General features: G+C 69.8%; 13 protein-coding genes and 2 pseudogenes. 11 read left to right on the top strand and 4 right to left on the bottom strand.

Features of this window, described 5'->3' with window-relative positions; translation table 11 throughout:
• Positions 1 to 523 precede the first annotated feature (523 nt).
• The 3 genes and pseudogenes from NOD94_RS36370 to NOD94_RS36380 all read left to right on the top strand — a co-directional run.
• Positions 524 to 1,039, top strand: a pseudogene (locus tag NOD94_RS36370) (transposase); the annotation flags it as partial.
• A 61-nt stretch (positions 1,040 to 1,100) separates the two neighbouring features.
• Entirely contained in the window at positions 1,101 to 1,577 is a 477-nt protein-coding gene (locus NOD94_RS36375; RefSeq protein ID WP_281210509.1) for a hypothetical protein, read from the top strand.
• A 170-nt stretch (positions 1,578 to 1,747) separates the two neighbouring features.
• Positions 1,748 to 2,578 carry a tetratricopeptide repeat protein gene (locus tag NOD94_RS36380; RefSeq protein ID WP_281210510.1) on the top strand — a complete coding sequence of 277 codons (831 nt, stop codon included), beginning with the start codon at positions 1,748 to 1,750 and terminating at the stop codon, positions 2,576 to 2,578.
• A 657-nt stretch (positions 2,579 to 3,235) separates the two neighbouring features.
• Here NOD94_RS36380 and NOD94_RS36385 read toward each other — a convergent pair.
• Positions 3,236 to 3,430: a hypothetical protein gene (locus NOD94_RS36385; RefSeq protein WP_281210511.1), complete on the bottom strand. Its 195-nt coding sequence runs from the start codon at positions 3,428 to 3,430 to the stop codon at positions 3,236 to 3,238.
• Between the two features lie 205 nt (positions 3,431 to 3,635).
• Here NOD94_RS36385 and NOD94_RS36390 point away from each other — a divergent pair, with 205 nt between their 5' ends.
• Entirely contained in the window at positions 3,636 to 3,911 is a 276-nt protein-coding gene (locus NOD94_RS36390) for an isoamylase early set domain-containing protein (RefSeq protein ID WP_281210512.1), read from the top strand.
• Between the two features lie 263 nt (positions 3,912 to 4,174).
• Here NOD94_RS36390 and NOD94_RS36395 read toward each other — a convergent pair whose 3' ends face one another.
• Positions 4,175 to 4,435 (bottom strand): hypothetical protein, encoded by a 261-nt coding sequence (locus tag NOD94_RS36395; protein ID WP_281210513.1) that lies wholly within the window; start codon positions 4,433 to 4,435, stop codon positions 4,175 to 4,177.
• 55 nt (positions 4,436 to 4,490) lie between these two features.
• On the opposite strand from NOD94_RS36395, the pseudogene NOD94_RS36400 reads away from it, so the two are divergent.
• A pseudogene (locus tag NOD94_RS36400) lies at positions 4,491 to 4,793 on the top strand (SpoIIE family protein phosphatase); the annotation flags it as partial.
• Between the two features lie 679 nt (positions 4,794 to 5,472).
• Here NOD94_RS36400 and NOD94_RS36405 read toward each other — a convergent pair.
• Positions 5,473 to 5,685 carry a hypothetical protein gene (locus NOD94_RS36405; protein ID WP_281210514.1) on the bottom strand — a complete coding sequence of 71 codons (213 nt, stop codon included), beginning with the start codon at positions 5,683 to 5,685 and terminating at the stop codon, positions 5,473 to 5,475.
• A 754-nt stretch (positions 5,686 to 6,439) separates the two neighbouring features.
• Positions 6,440 to 6,967, bottom strand: a complete 528-nt coding sequence (locus tag NOD94_RS36410) for an SRPBCC family protein (RefSeq protein ID WP_281210515.1) — start codon at positions 6,965 to 6,967, stop codon at positions 6,440 to 6,442.
• Between the two features lie 133 nt (positions 6,968 to 7,100).
• On the opposite strand from NOD94_RS36410, the gene NOD94_RS36415 reads away from it, so the two are divergent.
• The 6 genes from NOD94_RS36415 (at position 7,101) to NOD94_RS36440 (ending at position 13,179) form a co-directional block, all read left to right on the top strand.
• Positions 7,101 to 7,997 (top strand): helix-turn-helix transcriptional regulator, encoded by an 897-nt coding sequence (locus NOD94_RS36415; protein WP_281210516.1) that lies wholly within the window; start codon positions 7,101 to 7,103, stop codon positions 7,995 to 7,997.
• 123 nt (positions 7,998 to 8,120) lie between these two features.
• The gene (locus NOD94_RS36420; protein ID WP_281210517.1) at positions 8,121 to 9,083 is read left to right on the top strand and encodes a hypothetical protein; all 963 of its coding nucleotides are present in this window, start codon (positions 8,121 to 8,123) and stop codon (positions 9,081 to 9,083) included.
• A gap of 63 nt (positions 9,084 to 9,146) precedes the next feature.
• Complete coding sequence (locus tag NOD94_RS36425) at positions 9,147 to 10,043, top strand: MBL fold metallo-hydrolase (RefSeq protein WP_281210521.1); 897 nt, start codon at positions 9,147 to 9,149, stop codon at positions 10,041 to 10,043.
• A 45-nt stretch (positions 10,044 to 10,088) separates the two neighbouring features.
• Positions 10,089 to 11,588 (top strand): carboxylesterase family protein, encoded by a 1,500-nt coding sequence (locus tag NOD94_RS36430; protein ID WP_281210518.1) that lies wholly within the window; start codon positions 10,089 to 10,091, stop codon positions 11,586 to 11,588.
• Positions 11,589 to 11,863: 275 nt separating this feature from the next.
• A complete protein-coding gene (locus NOD94_RS36435; RefSeq protein ID WP_281210519.1) occupies positions 11,864 to 12,427 on the top strand; it encodes a hypothetical protein in 564 nt (187 codons plus the stop codon).
• Positions 12,428 to 12,531: 104 nt separating this feature from the next.
• Positions 12,532 to 13,179 carry a hypothetical protein gene (locus tag NOD94_RS36440; RefSeq protein ID WP_281210520.1) on the top strand — a complete coding sequence of 216 codons (648 nt, stop codon included), beginning with the start codon at positions 12,532 to 12,534 and terminating at the stop codon, positions 13,177 to 13,179.
• Positions 13,180 to 13,255 lie beyond the last annotated feature (76 nt).

The following is a 13,255-nucleotide window of genomic DNA, read 5'->3' on the forward strand; positions in this document are numbered from 1 at the left end:
CCTCATGGGGCGGCGGCCCTCCGCCTTGCCGACCTTCCCTGCGGGGCCGGGGTGAACTCAACCTCGGTGCCGCCGCAGCCGGCCGCGATGTCCAGCAGCCGGTCCCCGTGTTACGAGCTCATAGCGAAATGGCATCTTCGGGCCGTCACATCACGCGCGTCCAGCGCTCACATTGTGTGTTTTCCGATTAGGGCACGGTATCTGCGGTTGCCTTCCCGCGAAACCGCCCGCGCGACCGCCACAGGACACCAACGGGCCTCGCGGGTTGTCTGGCCGGACTGACCACCACGCGGTGGAGCGGTCACGCCGACCGCAGGAGCGGGTCGCCGTGACCGGTGGCACTACCGCGTGGACCTCTTGGGCTGCGGCCGGTCAGGGCCGCCGCGCCGCAGATGGGGCCGCCTGTCCTGTGAATCCGGCCGCCCGCACGGGTGAGTTGTCCAACGGATCTCCGGCGAAGTGGGTGTCGGCCCGCTGGGCCGTCTCATCGGCACCGATGGCCGTATCACCCGGCGCATCGAAGCTGCCCAGCGGCGGGGTCAACAAGCCGGTTTGGCTGTGGTGGTCGCGCACCGGCGCCGCCGAAGCAGACGTCAACCGCTGCTGGCAGTCCTTCCTCCGCCGCTTCGACATCGAGCACACATTTCGCCTGTTCAAGCAGACACTCGGCTGGGCCAAGCCCCGGCTTCGCAGCTCGGAAGCGGCCGACCGGTGGACCTGGCTCGTGATCGCCGCCCATGCCCAGCTCCGGCTCGCCCGCTCCCCGGCCACCGACCTCCGCAGGCCCTGGGAGAAGCCGGCCGCGCCGAACAAACTGACACCCGCCCGCGTCCGCAGGGGGTTCAGAGACCTGCACGCGAAGACCGGATCCCCCGCCGGCGCACCGAACCGTACCAACCCGGGCCAGGCCGGCCGCAGGGTTCGACAGAACTGCCGCCCGGCCACCCATCATGATGTGGGCAGCGTCTTGGCCACCGGCGACGCATACAGCCGCCCAGCCCACCACAGAACTGGGACGAAGCCCCGCCGCACTTCATGAACCCGCAGTTCAGAGCACCCACGACAACCACGCGGGTCGCGCGTGGAGCAAGATATGCGACATGGTCAATGACGGGAGCGCAGGCTTCACGCTGCCGCGGGGTGCGACGGGTTTCTACGTGCCGAAAGACGGTCCGCTTCCGGAAACCGACTTGAGAGCGTTCCGGACCGCGCTGCACGCAGCCGCCCGCATCGCTGGAGGCGAGGTGGGCGAGCTGGAGGAGCAGGCTTACCCCCGGACCTTCCACGTCGCCTCGGTCGTCGATCGCACACGCGAGAGCGTAATCCTTTGTCACGCCCATCAACCCTGGATCGCCTTCGCTCAGGAACGCCGAGATTGGTACCGAGAAGAGTTTCTCCCCGTTCCATCATGGGCCCATACCTTCGCGGAGACGGGCTTCGTGGTTCTGAGCAGCGAGCAGCTCTCCACGCCTCTCTCCGACGTGGACACCTCAGTTCTTACCCAGGGCGAGTGGCGTCAGGTTCGCTTCTACGACATCACCACGTTGGGCGGATTGCTCTTCAACGCATGGGATTGATGATCACGTGACCGTTGAACGACAAGGTGAGAACCTGTTCCTGAACTCCGGGGTTCGCGGCAGTGATACGGACAGACTGTGCCTCGAAACTCCCTGACCGCAGGCGTAACGAAGACGGTTGGCCAGGGGGCCGCGCCGGTGCCGGTGAACGCTGTTCGTATGCTCCGGGCATGAGGCTCTTTCGTTGGCGTCGCCGGAACGATGCAGGTCGGATGGCAGGGACCCCTTTCGCTCAAACCGCGGTCCTGTACCGGGCGGGGCGCTATGCCGAGGCCGAGGCGGAGGCACGCTCCGTGGCCGCGGGCCCATTCCGGCCGCGCCACGCGCACTACGGGCCGCTCGCGATGGGCATCGCCGCGGTCACGGTGGGCGCCCAAGGCCGTCATGCCGATGCCGTCGCCATGTTCGACGAGCTGTTGCCGGCCTTCGTCAGGGACTACGGCTCCGAGCACCGGTACACCCTGAAGCTGCGCTCGGACCGCGCGCAGGAGCTGGCTGCTCTCGGCCTGTACGGCGAATGCGAGGCGGAGTGCGCGGCCGTCGCGCAGCTCGCGGACCGTGGCACGGGGCCGGACATGCAGTTCATAGCGGCGGGCGCCCGTAACGGGCAGGTCTACGCCCTCGCTGCTCTGGGCCGCCATGTGGAGGCCGAGGTGCTGGTGCGTCTGGTGCTCGCCACCCATTTCGAACCCGACCCGCTCAGGCTGGTCCTGCGGCTTGCTCTGGCCGATAGCCTCAGTGGGCAGGGCCGCCATGCGGAGGCCCTGGCCGAGGTGCAGCGTGCCGACGTGATGCGTCGCAGTTTGTCCGAGGGGGACTACCGGCCGGCGACCGGCACGGTCGATCTGGCAGCAGCGACGGCTCTCTTCGGGCTCGGCCGTGGCACCGAGGCCCAGCCGCGGGCCGCGGCCGCGTACGACGCATGCCTGGCGGTCTTCGGGCCGGACCACTATCGCACCTGCAAGGCCAAGGCACTCCTCGACCGCATCGACGGGGCTTGAGCAGGCGGGCCGCGGCGGATAACGGCGTACGTGGGGGTTCAGAACCTGATACTGAATCCCTGAGTCGGCCGAGTACGTAGCCTGATATCGGGTGGCCGTGGGCCGGAGTGATCCTGAACAACCCGCGGATGATCGAGGGCCTGGACCTGGCGCCACCCACACCTTGAGCCACGCGGCTACCACCCGTCCCACGGCTGCTGCCTGCGTCGCGCTGAAGCCGCGCGGCCCGAACGCCGTCGACTACCGCTGCAACCGCCCGCGCAGGTACCTCTGCGGCACCGCCAGCCCCCGAAGACGGGACAGACCTCTGCCTCCGGCTATCGCGGACAAAGACACCTCATACAGCTAAGGAGTCACGGTGTCCGGCAGGGGCACCGGTCCGAAGGCGTCAAGGAGCTCATGATCACAGGGATGTGTCGGGCTTGAAGGCGTACGTCCGAAGCGGATCCAGATGTAGCTCGTGCGGGCCCCTGCAGTCTGCGGCAAGAGTTGCAACGCCCGCCCCGCACACGCAGGTCATGTTGGGGCTTCCCGTTCCAAGAGGCCACACCACCGATACGGCGGCCTGCTGTGCTGGCCCGCCACAGGGCAGAACAGAACCCGGCCGGGTGACTACGGGCCCGGCCGGGTTCTGCGTGCGTGGGGTGCCGCTTCGACTCAGAAGGCGTTGTTGCGCAGGCGCTCGTCGCCCAAGTCCTCCTCGTGGCGCCGCTCCATCTCCTGCGGGCGCTCACCGCCACGCGAGGGGGTGCCCGGCACCGGGCGCACCGGGTTCTGACCGGGTCGCTGCGGGCGCTGCTGCTCCTCGCGGCCCTTGCCCGGCTCCTGGCGCTTGTCCTGCTTACCGCCCATGACAGCCACTCCTTGATGCGTTGGGGTACGGATTGCTCCGCCTCCCGCCAAACTGACACAAGACATCACTTTCCGCATTTCCTCGACCACGGATTGTCGTGATGGTGGTGGGGGCCGGGTGCGGACGTGTCGGCGTGCGGGTCGTGGTCCCGATGCCGAAGATGAGCCGAACCCGTCCACCTTCGTCCGTCAGGAGCCGATCGTCATGCTGGAGCGCCGCCCGCGCGAGGACCGCACCGAGGTCACCTTCGTCCTGCCCGCCGACACCCCGCCCGGTCCGGTCAGCGTGGTCGGCGACTTCAACAACTGGCAGCCCGGCATCCACACCCTCGCCCCCCGCAAGGACGGCAACCGGGCCGTCACCGTCGCCCTGCCCGCCGCGAGCACCCACTCCTTCCGCTACCTCGCCGCCGGCGACTACTGGTTCAACGACGACAACGCCGAGACCCAGGACGGTCCCAACGGCCGCCTGCACACCTGAACAGCCCAACCCGCGTGACGCACCACCACCGCGCACGTTGAAAGCGACGACACGTGCCCACCGGCCCGTTCCATCCCGGGCCGGCATACGTGTGGCGGCCCCGCCACCTCGCCCGGCGACGGGGCCGCCGTCCCCTTCGAGGCCTTCGGAAGCGGATCCGGCACCCCGAGCCCGGATCCGCACCGATGGAGACGCGGCCGGCTCCCATGTCACAGGACGAAGGACCAAGGCGTGAGTGGCATGGCAGCAATCTTGAACCTCGGTCACTTCCGTCCCTCGACGCCTGAACGGCGACGGCTCACCGACTCGACGCCGGCGCGGCAGGAGCAGTCGTTCCGCCCCTGAGCCCAGTCGGGCGGGGCGGGACCATCACTTCTCGGCGACAGGGTCTCGTCAGTGGCGGGGCCCGGTGCGGCCCCGCTGTCGTACAGCCGCCGGCGCAGGTGAAGAAGGGCGTCGGTGTCGGCCACCGCCGCGAGTTCCACGAGCAGATTCCGGATCCGCGGATCGTCACCGTCGTGCACGGCCTGGACGATCTCCCGTCACAGTCTCAGTCATGGGCGGTGAGTCGCAGGTGGGATGGACCTGCACCCGGGCGACCGGATGGTCATGCTGACCGACGGCATGCTGGAGCGCAACGCCGAGAACCTCGACCTGCCGGATTTGATCATCCGCACCCGCGCACTGCACCCCCGCGAAGCCGCCCGCACCCTCATCAAAGCGATCGTCGACGCCGGCCAAGGCCATCTCGACGACGACGCCACCGTCATGTGCCTGGACTGGCACGGCGTCCACAACTCACACCGGGACGCCGCCACCGGCGCCGACCTCACCAACGCCTCAGCACCGTCAACGACCGGACCGCCCGCTCCCAAACCATGACCGCCGGGCTCCCCGCCCACACGCCCCGAACGGGCGAATACCAACAGCCAGGCCGCAACCGCCGCCGGCTGTGACGGCCCGGGTACATTGCCGACGCGGGCCCGCGCGGCATGCGCGCCCGCGAGGATCGGCGCCGCCGGCCCTCTCGCGCCACGGCACCGACAGGTTCGGCTCCACTGACGGCGATCGGTCCTGGTCCACATCCGTGGGCCTGCTCCGGCGGCCGCTCATCCATCGGCACTGAGTAGCCTTACCAGGTATTTTCCTGCGGGCAGACCTCGGCCAGAAGCTCCAGCAACTGAGCGGTCACCGGCTCGGGCCTCCCCCGCCGCACCCAGGTATAGACGGCCACCCGGGCCATCGCGTCGCAATGCCGAAGGACGAACCCGTCCACCAGCCCACCCGAACCGACGCACTCCCGTACCTGGACTTGCCGGGGCCTCCCGTCCCCATCGGCCAAAACCTCGACGACCTGGCGCTCCGGGCCATCCCGAAACTGGTACACCCAGCACGTCCCCATGGGCTCCATTGTCTCCGGAGCCCCTGACCACGCGGGGGCGGACACCCCGCGACCACGCACCGGATCACCGCCTTTGACCTCGCCCGCGGCCCAAGGCGACGGCTGCACCACCTAGCCTGAGCCCGTAACCTCGCGGGCGGAAACCACGACCTGGTGGGTTCAGAATCCGAAGGGGCGCAGGACGCGCGGAGCGTTGGGCAGATCTTCCGGGTCGGTGGCCCTGCCGGTCAGGGGCATCAGATACCGGTTGGCACACGTCCCCGGCTGCTGATGGTCGATCTCCCAGTCCCGGCCGGCGGGGATGGCGAGGGAACTGGTGGCGTAGAGGGGCCCGCGGCATGCACGACACCAGTAGAAGGACCGCTCGATCACGTCGTCTCCCCCACCGGGGCCGGAACACCGTCAGTGTTGTCGGGGCGCGGGGACCGGTGTGGCCGGCGGCGGGCGGGACGACGGGGGACGAGCCTCAACAATCGGAATGCGACATTCACATCTGCTGAAACGATCCGGCGACCCGCACGTCACACCAGCTCCGGCCTCCGGGGCACGGGGCCGCGCGCGACCCGGGCCAGGCAGCCGCCGACCGTGGGCATGGACCGTGTCGAGTGGGCGTGCCGATGAGCCGGTGCCGCAGTCGTATCAGGTCGGGAAGGTCGGCCACGTGCTTGAACCGGTCTGGCAGGACAGCGATGCGGTGATCGTCCCCGTCACGTACGGCCACCGTGATGGCGTCGACAAGCTGGGCGGACTCCTCGGGCATGGAACAGGCGTCTGCTCCGGTGATCACCGGTTCACGCCTGCCTCGGCTCGATACGGGAGATCGTGGGCGCGCCGGACCGTCGGGCCCGGGAAGGAGGCACCGATTCACGCTGGGAGAACGTCCCCCTCTACCCAGTCAGCCCGGCCCAGCGCCCCACAGTCCGATGAACACCCATGTCGCCAGCCGATGAAGACTCCCTGGCGCCTATCATCCAGCACGCAACCCTCGCCGAACTCGGCGTGGAATGGGCTCGGCAGGTCGGGCGCCGTTCCAGGATTTCCGCCGCACCCGATGTGCGCGAACCCTGCCCCGGCGCGCGACCGTCGGGGGATCCTCAGGCCCCGTAGCCGGCAGCTGGAGATCCAGTCACTGGCTGCGGGCGGTGTCGGGGTGGTGTTCCTCGGCTATCCATTGGGAGAGGGAGATCAGCGTGCTTTCGGCGCTGTCCGCCATGTAGTCGCGCAGGGCGTCGAGGTCGCCGCGCGTGGTGCCCAGCACCGGGTCGAGGCGCAGGAGTTGCCATGACTGCTGGACGACGGTTCCGCGTCCCCGGGGACGGAAGGTCCAGCTCCATCGCACGATGCCGTCCTGGGCACCGCCGACGACGAAGGCGAAGGCGGAGGCGGGGTCGGCCTGCGTGATCTGGGAGCGGGTGGTCCACTGCTTGCCGTCCCTGCGGTTGAGGCCGCTGAACCAGGAGCCGACCTGGGGTCCGGCGTCCTCGTCGAAGGCGACGTCGGTGGCGTTGGTGCTCCATCGGTGGATCGTCGACACGTCGCTGATCAGGTCGTAGACCCGTGCGGGGGCGTCGTCGATCCAGGTGCGCCGGGTGAAGGCGAAATCCGCTGCGTTCAAGGTCTCGAAGGGGTCGTGTTCGCGGGTCGCGGTGCTCAAGGCGTCCTCCTGGACGGGTGCGGGATGCGGTGAGACCCAGCTCACCGCGCTTCGAGGCGGGGAGCCAGACCCCCTCGTGCCTATCCCCGACAGGGAGGGGCTGCCTGGAGCGGGCCGACCCATACTCGGAGGCATGAACGGGACATCACAGCTCGGGGACTTCCTGCGGACGCGGCGTTCCCGGCTTCGACCCGACGAGGCCGGGGTACCGACGTACGGGGAACGCCGGCGGGTGCCGGGGCTTCGGCGTGAGGAGCTGGCGCTGCTGGCGGGGGTGAGCGCTTCCTACTACGCCCGGCTGGAACAGGGGCACTCTCTCAACGCCTCGTCGGAGGTGTTGGACGCGATCGCCCGAGCCTTGCGGCTGGACGAGTCCGAGTGCCGGCACCTGCACGACCTGGCCCGATCGGCCAAGCCCCGCAACGGGCGGCGCCCGGCGCCGGAGCGCGTGAGCGAGGCCACCGCCCAGCTCCTGGACGCGCTCGGGGACGTCCCCGCGATCGTGATCGGCCGGCGCAGTGACGTCCTGGCGTGGAACCGGCCGGGCCACGCGTTGTTCGCCGGACACCTAGACCCCGGTGCCCCGGACGTACCGGCGCATCGCCCCAACATGGCCAAGCTGGTGTTCCTCGACGCCCACACCCGCGACCTGTACGCGGACTGGCCGGCCAAGGCCCGAGCGGTGGTGGGGAACCTGCGCCTGGTGGCGGGTCAGTACCCGCAGGACGCCGCACTGCACACGCTGCTGGGCGAGCTCAGCGCGCAGAGCGAGGACTTCGCCTCGATGTGGGCCGACCACCGGGTCAAGGTCTGCACGGTCACCGATTACGAGATGCGGCACCCGCTGGTCGGTCCACTGACCGTCATGCAGCAGACCCTGAGCCAGGGGCCGGGCCCCAGCGTCGTGGTCGCCACGACCTCGGCGGGCTCACCCTCGCGAGCCGCTCTGGACCTCCTCGCCCGGGTCATCGACCGGAGCAGCACCCGGACCCTCCCTGCGAGTTCGGACACCCGGCTCAGCGTCGGCTGACCCCGCCCGCGGTCGGCACGCACCCGCGCGTGCGTGCCGATCCCGGCCGGACATGTCCGTCACCCTTCTCCCCCATGCGTCGGCATACCGCTGCCGCATGCCTGAAAACAGCGAAGGAACATCGTGTTCACCAAGCTTTCCAAGCTCTCCAAGGCCGCCGTCCTGTCCGCCGCCGCAGTCGCGATGGCCGTTCCGGCCCCGGCGTCGGCCGCCTCCGCTCCGCTCGGCAGCGCGCGCACCGCCGTGCACTTCGACCTGGCCAAGGGCCAGACACCCGAGAACCTCGCGCTGGCCCCGGACGGCACCGCGTACGCCACGTTCGCCAAGGCCCGCCAGGTCGCCGCCGTCTCCCGCGGCGGCAGCGTACGAATCTTGGCCACCTTGCCCGAACCCGCCGACGGCGGCGTCCACACCCCGGCCCTGGGCTTCCCGCTCACCACCGGCATCGTCCGCGCCGACGACGGCACCCTGTACTTCCTCTACGCCACCGGCACCGCGGATCTGACCGGCGTATGGCGTCTGCGCCCGGGCGGCCGACCGCAGCGCATCGCCGCACTGCCCGCGGCCGGCCTGCCCAACGGTCTGGCCCTGGACGCCCGCACCCGCACGCTGTACGTCGCCGACTCCGCCCTCGGCACCATCTGGCGCGTGCCCGCCTCAGGCGGCACCGCCACCGCTTGGTCCACCGACCCGGCGCTGGCCCCCGCCGGGTTCCTCGGCGCCAACGGCCTGAAGATCCACAAGGGGGCGCTCTGGGCCACCAACCTCGACAAGGGCACCGTCCTGCGCATCCCGGTCCTCGCCGACGGGCGCGCCGGCACCACCCGGGTCACCGCCACCGGCCTGACCGGGATCGACGACTTCGCCTTCACCGGCCGCGGCGACGAGATCACCGCCGCCCTCAACACCGTCAACCAGGTCGTCCTGATCCGGTCCGACGGCACCCGTAGCACCGTCCTGACCGCCGCCGACGGCCTCCAGGGTCCGACCTCCATCGCGCTGCACGGCCGGATCGTCCACGTCATGAGCGCCGCCTACCTCACCTCGCAGGACCCCAACCTCGTCCTCGCCCGGCTGGGCTGCTGAGCCCAGGCTCTCGGCACCCACCGACCCACACTTCACGGAGGACCCATGCACGACGCCCACGACCTGCCCGAGATCGCTCTGGGTGACGTCACTGTCATCCGGATCGAGGAAATGCACGGGCCGATCATGCCCACCGACCAGTTCTTCCCCGACCTGCCCGAGCAGGCGTGGAAGGACCACCGCGAGATGCTTGTGCCCGACCATCTGGGCACGGACGACGCCATGGTCCACGTCGCCATGCAGACCTGGCTGCTGCGCAGCGAAGGCCGCACCATCCTGATCGACACCGGCGTCGGCAACGACAAGTCCCGCCCGGCCGTCGCGGCGTGGGACCACCTGCGGCTGGACTACCTCGGCAACCTCGCCCGCGCCGGCGTCCGGCCCGAGGACGTGGACCTCGTGATCAACACCCACCTGCACGTCGACCACGTCGGCTGGAACACCCGCCTGGTCGACGGCGTCTGGGTGCCGACCTTCCCCAACGCCACCTACCTGATGCCCCGGGCCGACTTCGAGCGCTGGAACCCGGCGACGCATCCGGACATCGCCGGCGGTGTCAACGAGAACGTCTTCGAGGACAGCATCGCGCCCGTCCACGCCGCCGGCCAGGTCCTGCTGTGGGAGGGCAGCCACACCATCGACGCCAACCTGCGGCTGGAGGCGGCACCCGGCCACACCCCCGGCTCCAGCGTGCTCACCCTGGCCTCCGGCAGCGACCGCGCGGTGTTCGTCGGCGACCTGCTGCACACGCCGCTGCAGATCATGGAGCCCGATCACAACAGCTGTTTCTGCGAGGACCCGGCCGCCTCCCGCGCCACCCGCCACAAGATCCTCGGCCGGGCCGCCGACCACAACGCCCTGGTGTTGCCCGCACACCTCGCCGGCCACGGCGCGCTGGAAGTCCGGCGTGACGCCGGCGCCTTCGCCGTCAAGCGATGGGCCCCCTTCAGCCGGCTCTGACTTCCGACCTACGCATCCGCCTCCGACCGAAAGCACGGGCCGACCATGCACATCCCTGCCGAGCCCGTCGTGACCACCGCCGGTGGCGCCGTCCTCGGACGGCGCCACCCGGGCACGACCGTCTTCTTCGACATCCCCTACGCCGCACCCCCCACCGGGCGCGACCGCTTCCAGCCGCCCCGCCCCCACGCCCCCTGGCCCGCAGTGCGTGACGCCACCCGACGCGGCCCCACTGCCCCGCAAGCCAGACGCGACGCCTTCGGGACCTTGGACATGTCCCCGTTCTTCGGCCCCGGATGGATCAAGGGAGAGGACTACCTCACCCTCACCGTCCGGGCACCCGAGGACGCGGGCCGGGACCTTCCGGTCATGGTCTTCGTCCACGGCGGCGGATTCACCGCCGGCTCCACCCGGGCCCCGCTGTACGACGGCAGCGCCTTCGCGCGCGACGGCGTCGTGCTCGTCACCGTCAACTACCGCCTGGGCATCCCCGGGTTCCTCCATGTACCCGGAGCACCGGACAACCGGGGACTGCTCGACGTCATCGCCGCACTGCGCTGGGTCCAGCAGAACATCAGTGCGTTCGGCGGTAACCCGGGCAACGTGACACTGTTCGGCCAGTCCGCCGGAGCGATCATCGTCGGCGCCATCCTGACCGCCGCACCCGCCACCGGTCTCTTCCGGCGCGCGATCGTCCAGAGCGGCACCGTCGAGGGAGCCTTCACGCCCGAGCAGGCCGCCCGCACCACCCACGCGGCCGCCCGCACCCTGGACGTCCGGCCCCACCTCGACGCATTCGCGGCCGTGAGCGACGAGCGGTTCGTCGAGATCATGCCCGAGCTCACGGGCCTCGACCTCGCCACCCCCACCCATGCCGACCCCATGGCCGGGATCACGCCGTTCAGCCTCGTCGCGGACCAGCAGGCCGCCGACGCCCACCCGGCCGGCCACGGCATCGATCTGCTGGTGGGCGGCACCGCCGAGGAAGGAAACCTCTACCTCGCTCCCCTGGGCCTCCTGACCACCTCCACCCCCGCCGACGTGAACGCCACCGCCGCCCGCACCCACCACGCGCCCGCCGGCCTCGTCGCGGCCTACCGCGCCCGAAACCCACAGGCCACGGACGGCGAACTACGATCCGCCATCCTGGGCGCCGCGCTGTTCGGCAACGGCACCCGCCACCTCGCCGACGCACACGCCACCGCCTCCACGAGCGGCACTGCGCGTACCTACGCCTACGAGTTCGCATGGCGCTCGAACGCACTGGACGGACAGTTGGGCGCCACCCACACCATGGAACTCCCCTTCGTCTTCCACACCACCCACCTGCCACAGCTCCACGGCCCCCACGCACTGCTGGGAACCGGCACCCCACCCGCGGACCTGGCGCCGCGGATGCGCGCGGCCTGGACCTCCTTCGCCCACACCGGCGACCCCGGCTGGGCCACCTACGACACCGAACGGCGCGCCACCATGCGCATCGCCCAGGACTGGACCCTCACCCACGACCCCCGCGCTGCGGAACGCCAGGCCTGGCACCACTGAGTAGAGGGGCTTCGAAACGCTGACCGGCAGATAGGTGATGTCGCCGACCTACTTCATGTTCACCTCGGATGCGGTGAAGTCACGTCCGAGCAGATCCGGTGCCTTCGCCGCAGCCTGGTCCGCGACGGTGGTCCGGTGCCGGCGGCGCAGACGGACTCCCTCGAGCCCGATGGTCCGCATGATCCTGGCGACGCGCTTGTGGTTGACGCCGATCCGCCCTCGTCGCGGAATTCTGCGGTGATTCCGGGGGCTCCGTAGGTACCGGCGGAGTCCTGATGGACCTTGCGCGTCCGGGCCTCGATCCCGGCTTCGACAGTCTGGCGGGCCGCTCTCGCGGATGTGGTGCGTCGCCAGTAGTAGAAGCTCGAGCGGGCCAGGCCGAGGATGTCGCAGAGCCGCTTCACGCCGTGTCGGCGCTGGTGATCGTCAACGAACTGGTAACGGTTCACCAGCGCGTCTCCGTCGCGAAATACCGGGCCGCCTTGGAGGAGGATCTCGCGCTCCTCCTCCAGCTCACGGATCCTCCTGCGGGCGGCGGCTCGGAGTGGGCGCCACGTCGGCGGCCGTCGGCGGCCCGGATCCAGTTCCGCATCGTCTCGGTGTTCACCCCGAGACCACCGGCGACCGACATGATCGGCACTCCCTGCCTCGAAGCGGTACAACGTGACCGCGTCCGCCTTGAACTCTGCGGGGCAATCTTCATCCCCACAGGGACTCGGTTCTCCTGGACCATCAAGATCCAAGTGTCTCCGGTGTCCAAAACCCAGGGTCAAGGCCCCATCGCCCTGATACCGGCTTCGACTTGTCACAGCGCAACCCCTCGCGGGAAGAATTTGTAAGGCAGTGACAAGACCGCACTCGACCATGATGTCGGCCCGTATGAAGGACGGGGGGAGGACAGCGTCCATCGGATCGAGGAGTGCCAATGTCCCGAAAGCGGACCATGAGTTCCAAGAAGAAGCTCGTCCTCTCTGTCGCCGCGGGAGCACTGGTGACGGGAGGGTTCGTCGCCACAATGGCGCCCGGCAATGCCGCCATCCCTGACGTCGTGTGTCCGGGGTCAACGGTGACGTTGTCGGGCGAGGCGGGTCCGCCGGCAGCAAGCAGCGGGACATTCCCGGTGGGGACGAAGTTGAAGGTGACGAATCTGGACAACGCTCAGGCGACCACGGTGACGGTGAACGGCCCGTCGGGCAGCTGTGTCCTGTTGAACAACGCGGCCTTCGACAAGGTGCGGGAGCCGGGCAAGAACCTGATCCGGCGGGCGCGCATCGAACGCGTGGAAGGTGGCGGTGACGCGCCTGCGAGTGCAGCGGGTGGACAAGTGGTGCCGCCTGCCACGGGTGAGAGGGTGTGTCCGGGGTCAACGGTGACGTTCTCGGGCGAGGCGGGTCCGCCGGCAGCAAGCAGCGGGACATTCCCGGTGGGGACGAAGTTGAAGGTGACGAATCTGGACAACGCTCAGGCGACCACGGTGACGGTGAACGGCCCGTCGGGCAGCTGTGTCCTGTTGAACAACGCGGCCTTCGACAAGGTGCGGGAGCCGGGCAAGAACCTGATCCGGCGGGCGCGCATCGAACGCGTGGGCTAAGACCGTGTCCTATGTGGTGAGGCGGACGAGCCGTTTGTAGCAGCAGAGGGCGGCGGCGAGACCGAGAAAGGCCAGG

The sequence above is a fragment of the Streptomyces sp. Isolate_45 genome, assembly GCF_024721315.2.
GTDB lineage: Bacteria > Actinomycetota > Actinomycetes > Streptomycetales > Streptomycetaceae > Streptomyces.

Bases quoted from the DNA above. Each gene is read 5' to 3' on its own strand.
- NOD94_RS36440 (WP_281210520.1), top strand. From the start codon at position 12,532: ATGAGTTCCAAGAAGAAGCTCGTCCTCTCTGTCGCCGCGGGAGCACTG.
- NOD94_RS36390 (WP_281210512.1), top strand. From the start codon at position 3,636: ATGCTGGAGCGCCGCCCGCGCGAGGACCGCACCGAGGTCACCTTCGTC.
- NOD94_RS36385 (WP_281210511.1), bottom strand. From the start codon at position 3,430: ATGGGCGGTAAGCAGGACAAGCGCCAGGAGCCGGGCAAGGGCCGCGAG.
- NOD94_RS36375 (WP_281210509.1), top strand. From the start codon at position 1,101: ATGGTCAATGACGGGAGCGCAGGCTTCACGCTGCCGCGGGGTGCGACG.
- NOD94_RS36380 (WP_281210510.1), top strand. From the start codon at position 1,748: ATGAGGCTCTTTCGTTGGCGTCGCCGGAACGATGCAGGTCGGATGGCA.
- NOD94_RS36435 (WP_281210519.1), top strand. From the start codon at position 11,864: ATGGACCTTGCGCGTCCGGGCCTCGATCCCGGCTTCGACAGTCTGGCG.
- NOD94_RS36415 (WP_281210516.1), top strand. From the start codon at position 7,101: ATGAACGGGACATCACAGCTCGGGGACTTCCTGCGGACGCGGCGTTCC.
- NOD94_RS36430 (WP_281210518.1), top strand. From the start codon at position 10,089: ATGCACATCCCTGCCGAGCCCGTCGTGACCACCGCCGGTGGCGCCGTC.